Below are 16,940 nucleotides of genomic sequence, written 5' to 3' on the forward strand. Positions count from 1 at the left end.
CCATGTTCAATTATCTGATAGATGACAGCGGTGCCTTGGTCGGCCCTGTCGAGTTCCCGCTCGTGCCGGGAATCGGTCTGCAACTGCCCAGCAATGCGGTGACCCTGAGCATCGAACTCTCGCCGGCGCCCGAGGGGTTTGCCTGGGCCTATGACAACGGCTCGCTGCAACAGCAGATCGATTGCCGCGGCGATGTCTATCGAACTGACACAGGCATCCGGGAAACCTGGAACGCGCTGGGCAAGTTGCCGGAAGGCTTCACCCGGTTGCCCTGGCCGGGTGGCTTTCACGTCTGGCTGGATAACGCCTGGCGGGTTGATGAAGTTGCGCAACTGGCGGATTGCAAACGCATCGTTCTTGCTAAACGTGATGCCTTACTGCGCGACGCCGTCCTGCGCATCGCGCCCCTGCAATACGCCGAAGACATTGGCGATGCCAGCCATGACGAACAACTGCTGCTGATCGAATGGAAGCTCTACAGCGTCGAGCTGAACCGCATTGAAAAGCAGAGCGGTTTTCCTGATGAAGTCACCTGGCCGGTCGTTCCCGGTGCTGTCGTGACCGACTGATAACTGCACAAGGAGAGGTGTTGTGGACTATCCAAAAACGATCCCCGGTGTGGGCCTGGTCAACGGCGGTTTCGTCCATGTCCCCCCCCGATAGCGCCGCAATGGTTTTTAACCAATGCGGGCTGATGCCCGCTCGCATGTATTTTCAAATAAGGAGATGAGTCTCATGGATTATCCAAAGAGTGTTCCCAGCGCCGGGTTGGTGGATGGCAAGTTCGTTGATGAAGATTTATTGACGGGCAAGCCGGGGTCGCTGATTCCGGCCAGTTGGGGTAATGGTGTTACCCAAGAGTTGTTGACGGTCATCCAAGCCGCGGGGCTAACCCCGACGGAGGCCTCCAATAATCAGCTGCTCAGTGCGCTGCGCAGTAACAATCTGTTTGTGACTGCGCCGCAGTTTGATAAAAGCAGAACGGCCGCTACTACCGAGTTCGTGGCCCGCACGGGGTTGCAGTTTTCCGGATTCATTTCTTACGCGACGAGCACTGCCCTGACCATGGCCAATGTAGGGGGCGTGGCGAGTTTTGCCAGTGCAACGCCGATCACTGCAACGCTGCCCTCCATTAATGGAATAACCCATGCCAGCACACTTCACGTGATCAATGCGGGCAACGGTGTGCTAACCATCAATCCCGCCGCAAACGAACAAATTGAAACCTGCAACGGTACGATTGGTTCGTTGAAGCTCGGTCTCGGTGATTCCGCGTGTCTGATCAAACTGGCCAACCAATGGCGCCTGTACGGAGGGTCGGTCAGCGATCGGTACGCCACCGCGCATTCCGGCATTAACGGCAACGTCGGCTATCAACGGTTTGCCAGCGGCAACATCGACCAATGGGGCGTCGGCACAACGGATGCCAAGGGCGAAGTCGACATCACATTTCCAATTTCCTTCCCTACAGCGTTTTCTTCACTAGTGGCCACTCACGCGGGCGGCGACGGGGCAATGGTCATCCTGATCGCAGGCTCTGGAAAGCAACAAGGCTGCAAGCTCAAGGTGCGTGATTTCGGCGGTAGCGTTGCTGCGGGCTGGGGCATCAACTATTTCGCGAAGGGCTATTGAATGAATCTGCATAACGTTTTGTTCAGCGCCAGCACCCGGGGCGTTTATGTACCGGGTATCAACTCCACCGACATTCCCGCTGACGTCATCGAGATTCCTCAGACTTATTGGATTTCGCTGCTGCAGCAACTGGCCGTCACTGCAAAAGTGATTGGAGTGCGTGCGGATAACGGCTATCCGATTCTGGTCGATCCTGCGCCTCTTTCGGCCGATGAGGCAGCCGACGCCGAGCGCCGTTGGCGCACCGCGCAACTGGCCGTCACCGACGGGTTGGTGGCGCGCGATCGCGATGAGCTGGAAGACGGCGGCGGCACGACGTTGACCACCGAGCAATATGCCCAATTGCAGACTTATCGCCGCGAATTGCGCGACTGGCCGCAGGGTTCTTTTTTCCCGTTTAGCGAGCATCGGCCACTGGCGCCGAACTGGTTGGCGGCTGCGCTCTGAATCTTATGAGAGATTGAAATGGATTACCCAAAAAGCGTTCCCAGCGTCGGGCTGGTGAATGGCAAATTCGTCAATGAGGACGTCGTCGCAGGATTGCCCGGATCGTTGATCCCGGCGACCTGGGGCAACAGCGTCACCGATGAATTGTTGAATGTCGTCAAATCTGCAGGTCTTGAACCAAACGAAACCGACGCGACGCAGCTGTTGCAGGCGCTGAAAAAAATCAGTCAGGCCGGTGAAGACAAGCATGCGACTGATATCGGCGCCGCCAATCTGTACATGGCCAACTATGTGCCGGCGATCACTACGTTGGAGGACGGTTTGACGCTGCGCTTTACCGCTGGGAATGCCAACACTGGAGCCAGCACGTTCGCACCGAATGGCTTGCTGCCCAAGCCGTTATTGAGCCTTGGGCTGAGTGCATTACGGCCAGCGGAGATTGTCGGCAGCAGCGTGTGTTCGGTGGTGTACAGCGCGGCGCTGGACAGTTGGGTGCTGGTTTATGCCAGTGGGGGCAATGCCTCAAGTGGTCGGTTGTTGGGGGTAAAGACCTTCACCTCGTCTGGTACCTATGTGCCGACGCTGGGGATGAAGAATGTGCTGGTCAAGGTCGTCGGTGGCGGCGGCGGGAGTGCGGGAATTGCCGCAACCAACGGCAGTGAGATCGGAGTATCGGGAGGTGGTGCTTCCGGCAGTTATGCCGAAGCCTGGATTCCGTCTTCAAGCATTGGTAGCAGCCAGATTGTGACAGTGGGTGCCGCAGGCCTCGCGGGTGCTATCGGGGGGAGTGCCGGCCCCGGGGGAACCAGTTCAATTGGATCTCTTGTCTCTGCGCCTGGCGGTGGCGGCGCGACGAACGTCGGGGTAGTTGGAGTTTCACAGTTTGGCTTGTTTGTCGGTGGCGCGCCTGGCATTGCTGCCACTGGCGCAAACATTGTCAGTAGCGCAGGGGCAGCCGGCAGTCCTGGAATTTGCGTCAACGGTTCGATTCTTCCTGGACATGGTGCGTCTTCAATCTTGGGGGCGGGGGGCGCTGGTACCAGTGTCGGCGGAGCTATAGCTGCACCCGGCTCGGGTTATGGTTCCGGCGCGGGCGGCATCGCCAATGCAATGAATCAACCGGGCAGACCCGGCGCCGCGGGTGCCCGTGGTGTCGTGATCATCTACGAGTACGCCTGATGAAAATCTACGCACGCGTCACCCAGAACACTGTGGTCGAACTCTTCTCCACCGACGGCAATATGGCCGAGATGTTTCATCCGGATCTGCTGTGGATCGACATCACCGAAATCGCTCCGGCACCGCAAATCGACTGGACCGCCAACTTCGGCACCCTCGGTTGGGTATTCGACGTGCCCCAAGAACTTGCACCGGACAGCACCCTGAAAACTCTGGCAAAAAAATGGCTGACGGGCATTGGCCGTCAATCATGATTCAATCGGCGGCAATATCCAGGGAGGATCAAGCATTATGCAAATAACTGAAAACAACCTTATCGACATCATGCCCAACGCCCGCTCCCAAGCGGGCGTTTTTGTTTCGCCGCTCAATAGTGCCATGGCGCGCCGCCATATCGACTCGCCCAAACGCGTCGCGGCGTTCCTCGCGCAAGTCGGACACGAGTCGGGGCAATTGCGTTATGTGCGCGAGCTAGGCAACAACCAATACCTGAGCAAGTACGACACCGGCACGTTGGCCTTGCGTCTGGGCAACACGCCTGAGGCCGACGGCGACGGGCAAAAATACCGAGGGCGCGGGTTGATCCAGATTACCGGCCGTTCGAATTACCGCCAGTGCAGTGTTGGTCTGTTCGGCGATGAGCGACTGCTGTCTTTGCCCGAGTTGCTGGAACAGCCGCAATGGGCCGCCGAGTCCGCGGCATGGTTCTGGGAGCAGAAAGGTTTGAACGCACTGGCCGACCGCGATGAGTTCAACACCATTACCCGGCGCATCAACGGCGGGTTGAACGGCTTGCAGGATCGCCTGGAAATCTGGGCGCGGGCGAGGGCGGTGCTATGCCAATCCCCTGGCGAATGATCGGCATCCTGTTGCTGGCCGCTGGCGCGTTTGCAGCGGCCTGGCAGGTTCAGGAGTGGCGTTACGGTCGGCAACTGGCCGAGCAGGCCCGGTTAAATGCCGAAGTCCTCAATCAACAGAATTCTGCCGCCGCCACCGCACAACAGGCCGAGCAGGATAAACGTCTGGCGCTGGAGCAGCGGCTCGCGACCAGTGAACAAACCCACTACCGAGTGCTGAGCGATGCCCAACGTGATCAGGATCGCCTGCGCGATCGTCTTGCCACTGCTGATGTGCGCCTGTCAGTCCTTCTCGACGCCAGCGACGCTGCCACAGGCTGCAACGTGCCAGCCACCGCCGGCGCCAGCGGCGTGGATCATGCAACCGTACGCGCCCGACTTGACCCGGCGCATGCTCAACGAATTATCGCCATCACCGATACCGGCGACCGCAGACTGATTGCCTTGCAGGCATGTCAGGCCTATGTCAGAGCGCTGGCGCCTGCACATTTTGAATGAGTCTGTGTATTGAAAGCGCAACCGGCTCGTGTACGGTGGAGGCATTCCACACGATCCGGAGCACGCCGTGAAAGAGATCACTCAACTGGCCGCCGACCTTGGCCGACGCCTGCAACTGCTCAATGCCCATGTGACCACCGCCGAGTCGTGTACCGGTGGCGGGATAGCCGAAGCTATCACACGGATTCCCGGCAGTTCGGCGTGGTTCGAGGCGGGCTACGTCACGTATTCCAATCGACAGAAAACCCAGCAATTGAATGTCCCGGCCGAGTTGTTCGAATCGGTGGGCGCGGTCAGTCGTGAAGTTGTAGAAGCCATGGTGCGTGGCGCGCAGGACAAAAGCCTGGCACGGTTTGCCGTCGCGGTCAGTGGTGTCGCAGGGCCGGACGGTGGTTCACCGAACAAACCGGTGGGCACCGTCTGGCTCGCTTGGGGTGTCGGTGAGGTGGTGACCAGCGAGGTTCAGCACTTCCCCGGCAATCGCGATGACGTCCGCCGACAAACGGTGAAGGCCGCGCTAGAGGGGCTCCTGCGACTAGCGGCACGAGAAATCGAAAATCAGGGGTAGGCGATCCGCGAGCGCTGTGGAATAATACTGGCTACTTATACAGGTGTTGGCCGTCAGGCCTTATTGATTACGTGAGGACTTTAATGGACGACAACAAGAAGAAAGCCTTGGCTGCGGCCCTGGGTCAGATCGAACGTCAATTCGGCAAGGGTGCCGTGATGCGTATGGGCGATCAGGACCGTCAGGCGATCCCGGCTATCTCCACTGGCTCTCTGGGTCTGGACATCGCACTCGGCATTGGCGGTCTGCCAAAAGGCCGTATCGTTGAAATCTACGGTCCGGAATCCTCCGGTAAAACCACACTGACCTTGTCCGTGATCGCCCAGGCTCAAAAAGCCGGCGCGACCTGCGCATTCGTCGACGCCGAACACGCCCTCGACCCTGAGTACGCCGGCAAGCTGGGCGTCAACGTCGACGACCTGCTGGTGTCCCAGCCGGACACCGGCGAACAGGCCCTGGAAATCACCGACATGCTGGTGCGTTCCAACGCGGTTGACGTCATCATCGTCGACTCCGTGGCTGCACTGGTACCGAAAGCTGAAATCGAAGGCGAAATGGGTGACATGCATGTGGGCCTGCAAGCCCGTCTGATGTCCCAGGCGCTGCGTAAAATCACCGGTAACATCAAGAACGCGAACTGCCTGGTGATCTTCATCAACCAGATCCGTATGAAGATCGGCGTGATGTTCGGTAGCCCGGAAACCACCACCGGTGGTAACGCGCTGAAGTTCTACGCCTCGGTTCGTCTCGACATCCGCCGTACCGGCGCGGTGAAAGAAGGCGACGAAGTGGTCGGTAGCGAAACCCGCGTCAAGGTTGTGAAGAACAAGGTCGCTTCGCCGTTCCGTCAGGCCGAGTTCCAGATTCTTTACGGCAAAGGCATCTACCTCAACGGCGAGATGATCGACCTCGGCGTGCTGCACGGTTTCGTTGAAAAATCCGGCGCCTGGTATGCCTACGAAGGCACCAAGATCGGTCAGGGCAAGGCCAACTCGGCCAAGTTCCTGGCAGACAACCCGGAAATCGCCGCGAAGCTTGAGAAGCAACTGCGTGACAAGTTGCTCACTCCAGCAGTGATCGACTCCAAGGCCTCTGCAGTCAAAGAGACTGAAGACGACCTGGCCGACGCTGATATCTGATTGCAGCGATGACCACCGCCGTACTCGATACCCTCGTCGCGGTGCGGCGAACCGCCATGGACCTGCTCGCACGCCGCGAGCACGGTCGAGTCGAGCTGACGCGTAAACTGCGTCAGCGCGGCGCTGAAGCGGAGATGATCGAAACAGCCCTCGACCGTTTGACGGAAGAGGGGCTGCTTTCCGAAGCCCGCTACCTTGAAAGCTTTGTTTCCTACCGTGCCCGTTCCGGCTATGGCCCTCTGCGGATTCGCGAAGAGCTGAGCCAGCGCGGCTTGCAACGTGCCGATATCGAACTCGCCCTGCGCGAAAGCGGTATCAGTTGGCAGGAGCAACTGCAGGAAACGTGGCAACGCAAGTTCTCCGGGCATCTACCGATTGATGCGAAAGAGCGGGCCAAGCAAGGCCGTTTCCTGGCGTATCGAGGCTTTTCGATGGAGATGATCAACCGCTTGTTCAGCGGTCGAGGGATGGACGATTAAACCGATTCAATAAAAACGGCCCGCTATGAAAATAGCGGGCCGTTTTTTTTTGCCTTCAAATTACCTTTGACGGTTCGCGCGAGCGTTCCACTGTTTGCGGCCGTGAATCGGCCCAGTTTTCCGGCAGGTTGATGTAGTCAATCAACTCCCTCAGGCGCCCGTGAGTGCGCGCATTGAAGGCGAAGGCCAGTCGGGCCAAATGACTGAATTGCGCTTCATCGTGTTCCTCGCCGGCGTAGGCGTGTTGATGAAACTGGTCACTCAGGCACAAATCGGCAAAAGCTTCCTGCATGTGCTCCAGCGCCTGATCGCTGAGCTGGTGATGCATGCGGATCACAAATTGCCGCTTGAGCCAGCGACTGGAGTGGAAGTTGCTGTAGAACTGATTTATCTGCTCCACCGCTTCTTCAACGCTGTAAACCAGTCGCATCAGCTTCATGTCGGTCGGCAGGATGTAGCGGTTAGCCTCCAGTTGTTGGCGGATAAAGTCCATCGCGCCTTGCCAGAAGGTGCCGCCCGGTGCATCCAGCAACACCACCGGCACCAAGGGACTTTTACCGGTCTGGATCAGCGTGAGCACTTCCAGCGCTTCATCCAGCGTGCCGAACCCGCCGGGGCATAAAACCAGTGCGTCAGCCTCCTTGACGAAGAACAGTTTGCGCGTGAAGAAGAAGTGGAACGGCAACAGATTGCCGGTGCCGTCGACGGTCGGGTTGGCATGCTGTTCGAAGGGCAGGGTAATGTTGAACCCGAGGCTGTGATCGCGGCCGGCGCCCTCATGCGCAGCGGCCATGATGCCGCCCCCGGCGCCAGTGATGACCATCATGTTCGAACGCGTCAGTGCCGCGCCGAGTTCACGGGCCATGGCATACAGCGGGTGCTCGACCGGCGTGCGCGCCGAGCCGAACACTGTGACTTTGCGTCGGCCCTTGAACTGCTCCAGCACGCGGAATGCCTGCTCCAGTTCGCGCAGGGCTTGCAGGGTGATCTTGGCGTTCCAGCGATTGTGGTCTTCCTGGGCCATGCGCAGCACGGTCAGGATCATGTCGCGGTAGATGGGAATATTCGGGCTGTTGGGGGAAACACGGTTGAGTTGTGCTTCGACCTGGCTGATGAGGTCGGGACCGCTTTCCTGAAAATGACGGCTCAAGAGGTCATTCGGTTGGTAAGGCATTCAACGTCTCCTTCTGCACAGAGCGGTTGGCCCTGACGAGCGGCGTCAGTGCCGCGCTGCAAAAAACACACGATCGGCAGTTCCTTTCCTGCCGTTGAAAAGTGATCGGGAATACTCTGAATCTAGACCCTTGCGCGCATTTGCGCTGACTTGATCATTGCGCCGCAAGGTTTTGGCTGGCAACCGTTTATTGTTTTTTACCAATGCCGTCACCGCTCGTCCGAACGTGCGGCGGGCGGCAATCCCTCTGATTAACTAACTTACAGGCGCCGTACGACAGCTTTGCGTCAACGACCGTACGCCAGGCGCACGCTATTCAAGGATTTGCGGGTAGCAAGGAGGCGGGACATATGGCCAGAGTGATTCTGGAAATCGATACGCAGCTGTATCGAATGTTGCAGGCATCAGCCGAGACCAATCAACTCAGTCTCGAAGAGGAGTGCTGCCGGCGGTTGGCGGGCGGCGAGCGCCGCTCACACTATCTACAGGCCTTGTTGGCCGAACTGCGCGCCGAGGATGAACAGCGGCGCGCCAATTCGCGATGATTACTTCTTCTTCGCCGGGCCGGCTTTCGGGCAATCCGATTCCTGGTAACTGGCGGAGCCGATCGCTTTGTTGGTTTTCACTTCCGTGAAGTCGTAACGCATGATCGCGCCCTTGGCCATCAGCTTGCGAAACGACGGGTTGTTGCACACTGAAGCGCCCAACTGGAAATACACGGCTTTAGGGTCAGCGCGCATCTTGTCGGCGTGGCTCTTTTGCACGCTCAGGTGGTTGATCAACTGCGTGCCTTCAACGGTGTAGCCCTGATCAAGAATGTCTTCATTGATGGCGCGTGGCGTGCCGACGCTGCTTTGGGCGGCGACGTTGCGCAGCTCTCGGTTCAGATTCTGCTCACTCAGGGAGGCAGCCTGAGCGGTGAAGGACGACGCCAGCAGAATGGCAGCGGTGGGAACGATAAGGCGCAGCATGAAACTCTCCTGGTTCAGTGACTGGTGGTTCGACCAGCCACGTGACTGTGCGTTCAGTGGCGGCGAATTATAGGGGAGCCGGTCGGGAGGGTACAGGCTTGTGCCCGTCGCTCTGGTAAACTGCCGGCCTTTATTGCCCTGCCGAGTGTTGTTCGTGTCGAGTTTCCCTGTCTGCCGGCGCTGCCCGCGATGAATCATGCCCCCAACGCCGTCGCCCGTTTGCGTGATCAACGCGAAGATGAAGGCATCAAGCCGATTCAGGCCCGTGGCTTTCGCTCCGAACGTTGCCGCGACTGCCGGGTGATCATCAGCCATTGCCTGTGCGCCTGGCGGCCGAGTGTCGACACCCGTTCGGGCGTGTGCCTGATCATGACCGGCAAGGAAGTGTTCAAACCGAGCAATACCGGATGGCTGATCGCCGATGTGGTGCGCGATAACCATGCGTTCATCTGGTCACGCACCGAGCCCGATCCGCAGATGCTCGAACTGCTCAACGACCCGCAATGGCAGCCGTATCTGGTGTTTCCCGGCGAATACGTTGAACGGTCGCGTGTAACCAACACCGTTGCGATCGATAGCAGCAAGCGCCCGCTGTTCATTCTGCTCGACGCCACCTGGACCGAGGCGCGGAAAATCTTCCGCAAGAGTCCGTATTTCGATCGTTTGCCGATATTGAGCCTGTTGCCCGATAAACTCTCGCGCTACCGCTTGCGCCGCTCGACCCGCAGTGAGCACTTGTGCACCGCCGAAGTCGCGGCACTGTGCCTGGAACTGGCCGGTGACAGTGACGCCGCCTCTGCGCTGGACGCCTATTTCGATGTGTTCAGCCAGCATTACCTTGGCGCCAAGCAGCAGTTGGACATGAATGAATCGACGCCGGCCCACGCTGAGTTGTTGCCCTATATACGAAAGCCGCAGCCGGAGTTGGCCCAATAGTGGCCCATACTATACACACCGGCGGCCGTGCTGCTTGACCACCCCGTCTTCGCTGGGCATGCTTGGCGCCGATTGGGGGGCGGCCAAGGTTTGAAACGCCGTGTTTGCTGTTGATTGGCGTTGAACGTGCCCCTGTGGATATCGCTTCAGAAGCGGCATCTTGAGTTGCTTTGGCCAGACCGGAATGCACCGGGTCTGCCATCAAAAACAGGATCATTTGAAAAATGGCCACATACGACATCCTGATTGCCGATGATCACCCTCTGTTTCGTAGCGCCCTGCATCAAGCGGTGACGCTGGGCCTTGGTCCGGATGTCCGGCTGGTAGAAGTGGCGAGCATCGCCGAGCTGGAAACGCGCCTGACCGAAAAGGCTGACTGGGATCTGGTCCTGCTGGACCTGAACATGCCCGGCGCTTTCGGGTTTTCCGGATTGGTCATGCTACGCGGACAGTACCCGCAGATTCCGGTGGTGATGGTTTCGGCGCAGGAAGAAGCTTCGGTGATGGTCAAATCCCGTGAGTTCGGTGCCAGTGGTTTCATTCCCAAGTCCAGCGACCTCAGCGTGATTCAGGAGGCCGTGCGCAAAGTACTCGATGGCGATGTGTTCTGGCCGCCGCAGGCATTCGAGGCAGTCGCCGTTTCCGACGAAGCCAAAGCCGCCAGCGATGGCCTCGCCAGCCTGACGCCGCAGCAGTTCCGTGTGTTGACCATGGTCTGCGAAGGTCTGCTGAACAAGCAGATTGCCTATGAGCTGAGTGTCTCGGAAGCGACGATCAAAGCCCACGTCACGGCGATCTTTCGCAAGCTGAATGTGCGCACTCGCACGCAAGCGGCTTTACTGCTGCAACAACTTGAGTCAATTCCGAGCCAATAAAGGCTGGCGTCTTCACGCTTTTTTGACTTTTGTTGCTCTAGCTTTCCCACTCCTTTTTGGTTGGTTTCTACTTTATGTCACCTTTCAAGGGCCAGACCGGCCTGAAACGTATTCTCAACGCCTCCGGTTATTCGCTGGACGGCTTGCGTGCAGCCTTCACCGGTGAAGCAGCTTTCCGCCAATTGGTATTGCTCAATGTGGTGCTGATTCCGCTGACGTTCTTCCTCAATGTCAGCCGCGTTGAGCAGGCACTGTTGATTGCCGTGTGCCTGCTGGCGCTGATCGTCGAGTTGTTGAACTCGGCAGTCGAAGCGGCCATCGACCGCATTTCGCTGGAACTGCACCCGCTGTCGAAGAACGCCAAGGACATGGGCAGCGCCGCGCAATTCGTGGCACTGAGCATGATCGCGCTGGTGTGGGCGGTGATTCTGCTTTAAGCGATTGTCGGCAAGACGATCTCGTCGCTGCGCTGCACCCCGGCGGTGAAAGCGCGGCACAGATCGAGAAACTCGCGCATGGCGGAGGTCTGGTACTTCTGCTTGTGCCAGATGAAGTAGAACTGCCGCGCCAGATCCAAGTCCGGCGTCTCCACCGGCACCAGACTGCCGCGCCGGAACGCATCACGCAGCGCCAGGCGTGAGATGCAGCCAATCCCCAGCCCCGATTCCACCGCGCGTTTGATCGCTTCGGTGTGTTCCAGCTCCAGACGGATATTCAGCGCACTGCGATGGTGACGCATGGCCTGATCGAAGGTCAGCCGTGTGCCGGAACCCTGTTCGCGAAGAATCCATGCCTCGTGCGTCAGCTCCTCCATGGTCGCCGTGCCGCGTTTGGCCAGTGGATGCTGCGGCGCGCAGAACACCACCAGCTCATCCTCGACCCAACTCTGCACTTCGATGTCCGGGTGGCTGCAATCGCCTTCGATCAGACCCAGATCAATTTCGTAATGGGCGACTTGCTGCACGATATTGGCAGTGTTCTGCACGTGCAGTTTCACCTGGCTTTCCGGGTGGCGCTGCATGAAGCTACCGATCAGCAGGGTCGCCAGGTAATTGCCGATGGTCAGCGTCGCGCCGACCGACAGGGAGCCGAAACCGGATTTGCCGTTGAGCAGGTCTTCGATTTCCTTGGCCTGATCGAGCAGGGCCACCGCCTGTGGCAACAGCTGTTTGCCGAGGGCGTTGAGGCTCAGCCGTTTACCGGCGCGGTCGAACAGCTGGCAGCTGGATTGGCGCTCCAGTTCAGTAATCGATGTGCTGGCGGCCGACTGCGAGAGGTTGAGCAGACCCGCAGCACGGGATACGCTTTCCTGCTGGGCGACGGCGACGAAGACTTGCAGTTGACGGAGAGTAAATCGCATATCGATATAACCGATAACCCTTATCTTAATAATCCAGTTAACAGATATTGTCGTCGCTATTAGAATGCGATGCAATTGCGCACCGTCGCCTTCAAAAGCCAGCGCAGACCCAATCTCCAGGAGTCAAACGTACATGAGCAACATGAACCACGAGCGTGTCCTCAGTGTTCATCACTGGAACGACACTCTGTTCAGCTTCAAGTGCACCCGCGATCCGGGCCTGCGCTTCGAGAACGGTCAGTTCGTGATGATCGGCCTGCAACAGCCCAACGGCCGCCCGCTTATGCGCGCTTACTCGATCGCCAGCCCGAACTGGGAAGAACATCTGGAGTTCTTCAGCATCAAGGTGCAGGACGGTCCGCTGACCTCGCAACTGCAGCACTTGAAGGAAGGCGACGAGATCATCATCTCGAAAAAGCCTACCGGCACCCTGGTGCTGGACGACCTGAACCCGGGCAAGCATTTGTACCTGCTGAGCACCGGCACTGGCCTGGCGCCGTTCATGAGCGTCATTCAGGACCCGGAAACCTACGAGCGCTTTGAAAAAGTGATCCTGGTCCACGGTGTGCGTTACGTCAACGAAGTCGCCTACCGCGAATTCATCACCGAGCACCTGCCGCAGAACGAGTTCTTCGGCGAAGCGCTGCGTGACAAGCTGATCTACTACCCGACCGTGACCCGCGAGCCTTTCGAGAATCAGGGTCGTCTGACCGACCTGATGCGCAGCGGCAAGCTGTTCAGCGACATCGGCCTGCCGCCGATCAACCCGCAGGACGACCGCGCGATGATCTGCGGCAGCCCGAGCATGCTCGACGAGACCAGCGAAGTGCTCGACAGCTTCGGCCTGAAGATCTCGGCGCGGATGCGCGAGCCGGGTGATTACCTGATCGAGCGTGCGTTCGTAGAAAAGTAAGCTGTTGAGGTGACGCAGAGCGTCAACGGATGTATTCCCACGCAGAGCGTGGGAACGATCAGCCCCCATTGCCTGAATTGGCAATGGGGGCTTTTTTATGCCCGACACATTTCCCTGTAGAAGCTGCCGCAGGCTGCGATCTTTTGATCTTGCTTTTTAAGATCAAGATCAAAAGATCGCAGCCTGCGGCAGCTCCTACATTGAGCGAGGTCTCAGGCGTCGGCAGGGATGACTTCGAGGACGCGGATCTGCTCGGGCGTCGGGTAATGCCAGCGCACATCCAGGTCCCAGAATTGCGCACCGTACTCGCGCTCTGGCGCGGGGGTTTGATACGCCGGGCGCGGATCCTGCGCCAGACACTGTTCAATCAGCTCCACCAGCGGCTCGCCAAGGCGCTGAGCGTGTGTGTGCGCTTGTTTCAGCGCTGAATCCGTCCACTGCACGTCAATCAGCTGCGGCGCGGCGCTGGCGATGCTATTGGCGGCTTCGGGGATGTTGTCGGCGTAAGGCACGTAGGGTTTGATGTCGAGAATCGGCGTGCCGTCGAGCAAGTCGATGCCGGAGATGAACAGGCGATTGGCTTCGACTTTGTCCAGTTTCACCACCGATTGGCCGATGCCGTTGGGACGGTGAGTCGCGCGCGTGGCGAACACGCCCATGGACTTGTTGCCGCCCAGTCGCGGTGGGCGGACTTTCAGCCGTGGTTTATCTTCTAGCGCTTGATGAAACAGAAACAGCAGCCAGACATGGCTGACCTGCTCCAGGCCTTGCACGGCGTCGCCCTGATCGAACGGCGCCACCAATTCCAGCACGCCACGGGCGGCGGGGGCCAGTTGTGGCTGGCGGGGGATGGCGAATTTCTCCTTGAAGCAGGAGCGCACGAAGCCGATGGGGGAGACGCTGTAAGTCATGGTTTACATTCGAAGCGGGGCAGGGGTGGGCATGATAACCCGTCCCGTCTCAAGTCTGGTGTCAGCAGGGCTGGCCTCTTCGCGAGCAAGCTCGCTCCCACATTAAATCTATGGCGTGCACAAGATCCCTGTGGGAGCGAGCTTGCTCGCGAAGGCCGCGCCGCCGACCTAGAGGCTGAATCCGCCATCAAGAGGAATAATATTCCCGGTCATATAAGCCCCAGCCGTGCTCGCCAGACTGATCGCCAACGCCGCCATTTCCTCCTCCCGCCCCCAGCGCTTCATCGGAATCAATGCCGTGTCCTCGGCCAACGCCTGCTGATCATTACCAATATGCTGGGTCATTTTGCTCGGAAACCGTCCCGGCGCGATCACATTGACGTTGATGTGCTGGCTCACCAGTTCCCGCGCAAGAATCCGCGACAATTGATGCAGGGCGGCCTTGCTCGGCCCGTAGGCATACGCCTGCTCACCAAACGAAGAAATCCCCGCCACCGAACCAATGTTGATAATCCGCGCCGGATTCGCCGCTGAGCCACCCTTGCGCAACAGCGGCAGAAACTGCTGGATGCAACTGAACACCGACGTCACGTTGAGCTGCATGACTTTCTCCCAGCCCTTCACCGGATAACTCTCCAGCGGCGCCCCCCAAGTGGTGCCGGCATTGTTCACCAGAATGTCCAGATGAGTGATCTGCTCGCCCAGGCGCGCGGCCAGTTCCTGTACGCCTTCTTCTGTCGCCAGATTCGCCGCCACGCCGTGGCACTTGCCCAAGGCACTGAGTTCTGCAGCGGTTTGATGGCAGGCCTCGACATCGCGCGAGCAGACATAGACGCGCGCGCCAGCCTCGACAAAGGCTTTGGCGATCATTTTGCCGATACCACGGGTGCCGCCGGTCACCAGAGCGGTGCGGCCTTGCAGGGAGAAATACGGGTGCATGGCGAGTCCTGAGGATTAGGGATCAGTACACCCTAGTCGTCAGCCGCGAAAAGCGGAGCCACTATTTTCGGAGGGAATGAGCGGTCATGCGCTGCGGTGGCGACCATCAGGCGCCACCGCAGACGGGATCAGGCGGCGCGAACGCGCAGGGTCAGACCCTTGAGGAAGTTGCGCAGCAACTGGTCGCCACACGGACGGTAGTTGGTGTGGCCAACCTTGCGGAACAGTGCGCTCAGCTCAGGCTTGGACACCGGGAACTCGGCAGCCTTGAGGATCGCGTGCATGTCGTCTTCTTTCAGTTCGAAGGCCACGCGCAGCTTTTTCAGAATGATGTTGTTGGTCACTGGCACTTCGATTGGTTGCGGCGGACGGCTTTCGTCCTTGCCACGCTTGAAGATCACCAGGCCGTCGAGGAAGTGCGCGATGACTTCGTCCGGGCAGCGCACGAAACCTTCTTCGTCTTCTTCTTTTTTGTCGAGCCAGGTCACCACGTCGGCGAGTGCGACTTCCATGCCGCCAAGCTTGATGATCTCGACAACCTTTTTGTCGCTGATGTCGAGCATGTAGCGCACGCTGCGCAATACGTCGTTATGAATCATGTGAGTAATCCTGATAAGCGTTGTGGGCAGCGCGCAGGCGCACTGCCGGAATGTGTGGCGGCAGCAGAAGCCTTAAAACTTCTCTTTGCCGGACAGGTAGCGCCATTGGCCGACCGGGACCTTGCCGATCGAGACGCCGCCGATACGGATACGGCGGATGCCGATGACCTTGAGGCCGACCGCTTCGCAGAACTGGGCGATGATGCCGGGCTGCGGATTTTTCATGGCGAAGCGCAGGCGGTTTTCGTTCTGCCAGCTGGCCTTGACCGGCGGCAGCTCTTTGCCCTTGTGCGTCAGGCCGTGCTGCAAACGGTTGAGGCCGTGGGCGACCATGTCACCTTCGACTTCGACCACGTATTCCTGCTCGATCTTCGCGGCGTCAGCGGTGAGCTTGCGCAGGATTTTCCAGTCCTGGGTGAACACCAGCAGGCCGCTGGCCTTGGCTTGCAGGTCGGCACTGGCGGTCAGGCGCAGGAAGTGCCCACGCAGCGGACGCTTGCTGAAACGGTGCTCTTCGCTGAGGGTTTCGGCGCTGAGCGACTGCATGGCAGTCTCGACGTCCATGCCGGCCGGCGCGTTGAACAGGATGGTCACCGGCTCCGGTGCGGTGGCCTTGGCGTCCTTGTCGAGCTCGACCTTCTGGTCGCCGACCTTGAATTGCGGCTCGTCAATGACTTCGCCGTCCACGGTGACCCAGCCGCCCTCGATGAACAGCTCGGCCTCGCGGCGGGAGCAACCCACCAGTTCGATGAGGCGTTTGGAGAGGCGAATCGGGTCAGTCATGACAGGGCCGTAACAAAAAAGGGGTGGGCATTGTACCTGTGTGGCGCCGGTTAAGTCCGGTTCCATTTACAGGCGCTGCCGAAGGCTGCGATCTTTTGATTTTTAAAAGCCAAGATCGCAGCCTTCGGCAGCTCCTACACAGGGCTTTGTGTTATGTCAGCCATTGCTGGAGCGTTGCTGGTTTTGACGCAAACGCATGTGCAGTAGCGGATACGGCTGGCCCATGCCATCCACCTCCGAGCGGCCGATCACTTCAAAACCCTGCTTGAAGTAGAAGCCCAAGGCCTGCGGGTTCTGTTCGTTGACGTCCAGCTCATCGGCATTCAAATGCTGCAGCGCGTAATTCAACAGTTTCTTGCCCAGCCCCTGTCCGCGATGGTCAGGATCGATGAACAGCATTTCAATCTTGCCCGCCGCAACCCCGGCAAACCCGGTGATGCGCTGCTCGCGATCCTTGGTGCAAATCAACATCACTGCATCCAGATAACGCGTGAGCACCAGATTGCGCAACAGCTCGATATAGCTGTCCGGCAGAAAATCATGGGTCGCGCGGACCGAGGCCTCCCAGACCCGGGTCAATTCCTGGTAATCGCTGAGTTTCGGCGTGTGGATGACCGAATGGTGACGCATGCCCGGTAGCCTCTTTGTCAGGTGTAATGGGAGTCCTTCCCCCCACAAAC

General features: G+C 59.0%; 23 protein-coding genes. 15 read left to right on the forward strand and 8 right to left on the reverse strand.

Annotation, left to right across the window (positions count from 1 at the left end):
* Positions 1 to 2 precede the first annotated feature (2 nt).
* The 10 genes from P3G59_RS06205 (at position 3) to recX (ending at position 6,799) form a co-directional block, all read left to right on the forward strand.
* Positions 3 to 569, forward strand: a complete 567-nt coding sequence (locus P3G59_RS06205) for a tail fiber assembly protein (RefSeq protein WP_277760868.1) — start codon at positions 3 to 5, stop codon at positions 567 to 569.
* 166 nt (positions 570 to 735) lie between these two features.
* The gene (locus P3G59_RS06210) at positions 736 to 1,632 is read left to right on the forward strand and encodes a phage tail protein (protein ID WP_277760869.1); all 897 of its coding nucleotides are present in this window, start codon (positions 736 to 738) and stop codon (positions 1,630 to 1,632) included.
* Entirely contained in the window at positions 1,633 to 2,079 is a 447-nt protein-coding gene (locus P3G59_RS06215; protein WP_277760870.1) for a hypothetical protein, read from the forward strand.
* 18 nt (positions 2,080 to 2,097) lie between these two features.
* Complete coding sequence (locus P3G59_RS06220; RefSeq protein WP_277760871.1) at positions 2,098 to 3,258, forward strand: hypothetical protein; 1,161 nt, start codon at positions 2,098 to 2,100, stop codon at positions 3,256 to 3,258.
* Complete coding sequence (locus P3G59_RS06225; protein WP_277760872.1) at positions 3,258 to 3,512, forward strand: hypothetical protein; 255 nt, start codon at positions 3,258 to 3,260, stop codon at positions 3,510 to 3,512. Before P3G59_RS06220 ends, P3G59_RS06225 begins: the two co-directional genes overlap by 1 nt.
* A 37-nt stretch (positions 3,513 to 3,549) precedes the next feature.
* On the forward strand, positions 3,550 to 4,116 hold the full coding sequence (locus tag P3G59_RS06230) for a glycoside hydrolase family 19 protein (RefSeq protein WP_277760873.1): 567 nt from the start codon (positions 3,550 to 3,552) through the stop codon (positions 4,114 to 4,116).
* Positions 4,095 to 4,613, forward strand: a complete 519-nt coding sequence (locus tag P3G59_RS06235) for a lysis system i-spanin subunit Rz (RefSeq protein ID WP_277760874.1) — start codon at positions 4,095 to 4,097, stop codon at positions 4,611 to 4,613. Before P3G59_RS06230 ends, P3G59_RS06235 begins: the two co-directional genes overlap by 22 nt.
* Positions 4,614 to 4,680: 67 nt before the next feature.
* On the forward strand, positions 4,681 to 5,181 hold the full coding sequence (locus P3G59_RS06240; protein WP_277760875.1) for a CinA family protein: 501 nt from the start codon (positions 4,681 to 4,683) through the stop codon (positions 5,179 to 5,181).
* Positions 5,182 to 5,264: 83 nt separating this feature from the next.
* Positions 5,265 to 6,320, forward strand: a complete 1,056-nt coding sequence (gene recA, locus P3G59_RS06245; RefSeq protein ID WP_007908746.1) for a recombinase RecA — start codon at positions 5,265 to 5,267, stop codon at positions 6,318 to 6,320.
* An 8-nt stretch (positions 6,321 to 6,328) separates the two neighbouring features.
* Entirely contained in the window at positions 6,329 to 6,799 is a 471-nt protein-coding gene (recX, locus tag P3G59_RS06250; protein ID WP_007908744.1) for a recombination regulator RecX, read from the forward strand.
* Between the two features lie 55 nt (positions 6,800 to 6,854).
* On the opposite strand, the gene P3G59_RS06255 is transcribed toward recX, so the two are convergent.
* A complete protein-coding gene (locus tag P3G59_RS06255) occupies positions 6,855 to 7,973 on the reverse strand; it encodes a TIGR00730 family Rossman fold protein (RefSeq protein ID WP_277760876.1) in 1,119 nt (372 codons plus the stop codon).
* Between the two features lie 350 nt (positions 7,974 to 8,323).
* Between P3G59_RS06255 and P3G59_RS06260 the strand changes: the two genes are divergently transcribed.
* The gene (locus P3G59_RS06260) at positions 8,324 to 8,518 is read left to right on the forward strand and encodes a hypothetical protein (RefSeq protein ID WP_277760877.1); all 195 of its coding nucleotides are present in this window, start codon (positions 8,324 to 8,326) and stop codon (positions 8,516 to 8,518) included.
* Here the strand turns inward: P3G59_RS06260 and P3G59_RS06265 are convergent, their stop codons facing one another.
* Complete coding sequence (locus tag P3G59_RS06265) at positions 8,519 to 8,944, reverse strand: PA3611 family quorum-sensing-regulated virulence factor (RefSeq protein ID WP_034154935.1); 426 nt, start codon at positions 8,942 to 8,944, stop codon at positions 8,519 to 8,521.
* Between the two features lie 189 nt (positions 8,945 to 9,133).
* Between P3G59_RS06265 and P3G59_RS06270 the strand changes: the two genes are divergently transcribed.
* The 3 genes from P3G59_RS06270 to P3G59_RS06280 all read left to right on the forward strand — a co-directional run bounded on the left by P3G59_RS06270 (position 9,134) and on the right by P3G59_RS06280 (position 11,192).
* Positions 9,134 to 9,880, forward strand: a complete 747-nt coding sequence (locus tag P3G59_RS06270; RefSeq protein ID WP_277760878.1) for a tRNA-uridine aminocarboxypropyltransferase — start codon at positions 9,134 to 9,136, stop codon at positions 9,878 to 9,880.
* A gap of 224 nt (positions 9,881 to 10,104) precedes the next feature.
* Positions 10,105 to 10,755 carry a response regulator transcription factor ErdR gene (erdR, locus tag P3G59_RS06275; RefSeq protein WP_008077176.1) on the forward strand — a complete coding sequence of 217 codons (651 nt, stop codon included), beginning with the start codon at positions 10,105 to 10,107 and terminating at the stop codon, positions 10,753 to 10,755.
* A 74-nt stretch (positions 10,756 to 10,829) separates the two neighbouring features.
* Positions 10,830 to 11,192 carry a diacylglycerol kinase gene (locus P3G59_RS06280; RefSeq protein ID WP_003222276.1) on the forward strand — a complete coding sequence of 121 codons (363 nt, stop codon included), beginning with the start codon at positions 10,830 to 10,832 and terminating at the stop codon, positions 11,190 to 11,192.
* Here P3G59_RS06280 and P3G59_RS06285 read toward each other — a convergent pair.
* Positions 11,189 to 12,115, reverse strand: a complete 927-nt coding sequence (locus tag P3G59_RS06285; protein WP_277760879.1) for a LysR family transcriptional regulator — start codon at positions 12,113 to 12,115, stop codon at positions 11,189 to 11,191. The two genes, P3G59_RS06280 and P3G59_RS06285, sit on opposite strands and share 4 nt — an antisense overlap.
* Positions 12,116 to 12,248: 133 nt before the next feature.
* Here P3G59_RS06285 and fpr point away from each other — a divergent pair, with 133 nt between their 5' ends.
* Positions 12,249 to 13,028 (forward strand): ferredoxin-NADP reductase, encoded by a 780-nt coding sequence (gene fpr, locus P3G59_RS06290; protein WP_007908723.1) that lies wholly within the window; start codon positions 12,249 to 12,251, stop codon positions 13,026 to 13,028.
* A gap of 212 nt (positions 13,029 to 13,240) precedes the next feature.
* Here fpr and tsaA read toward each other — a convergent pair whose 3' ends face one another.
* The 5 genes from tsaA to P3G59_RS06315 form a co-directional block, all read right to left on the reverse strand.
* Positions 13,241 to 13,939 (reverse strand): tRNA (N6-threonylcarbamoyladenosine(37)-N6)-methyltransferase TrmO, encoded by a 699-nt coding sequence (gene tsaA, locus P3G59_RS06295; protein ID WP_277760880.1) that lies wholly within the window; start codon positions 13,937 to 13,939, stop codon positions 13,241 to 13,243.
* Positions 13,940 to 14,107: 168 nt separating this feature from the next.
* Positions 14,108 to 14,878, reverse strand: a complete 771-nt coding sequence (locus tag P3G59_RS06300; protein WP_277760881.1) for an SDR family oxidoreductase — start codon at positions 14,876 to 14,878, stop codon at positions 14,108 to 14,110.
* 128 nt (positions 14,879 to 15,006) lie between these two features.
* Positions 15,007 to 15,477 (reverse strand): DUF1456 family protein, encoded by a 471-nt coding sequence (locus P3G59_RS06305; RefSeq protein ID WP_277760882.1) that lies wholly within the window; start codon positions 15,475 to 15,477, stop codon positions 15,007 to 15,009.
* Between the two features lie 72 nt (positions 15,478 to 15,549).
* Positions 15,550 to 16,260, reverse strand: a complete 711-nt coding sequence (locus P3G59_RS06310) for an rRNA pseudouridine synthase (RefSeq protein ID WP_277760883.1) — start codon at positions 16,258 to 16,260, stop codon at positions 15,550 to 15,552.
* 156 nt (positions 16,261 to 16,416) lie between these two features.
* Positions 16,417 to 16,890, reverse strand: coding sequence for a GNAT family N-acetyltransferase (locus P3G59_RS06315; RefSeq protein ID WP_277760884.1), 474 nt, complete (start codon positions 16,888 to 16,890; stop codon positions 16,417 to 16,419).
* Positions 16,891 to 16,940: the final 50 nt, after the last annotated feature.

This window comes from Pseudomonas sp. A34-9, assembly GCF_029543085.1.
Lineage (GTDB): Bacteria > Pseudomonadota > Gammaproteobacteria > Pseudomonadales > Pseudomonadaceae > Aquipseudomonas.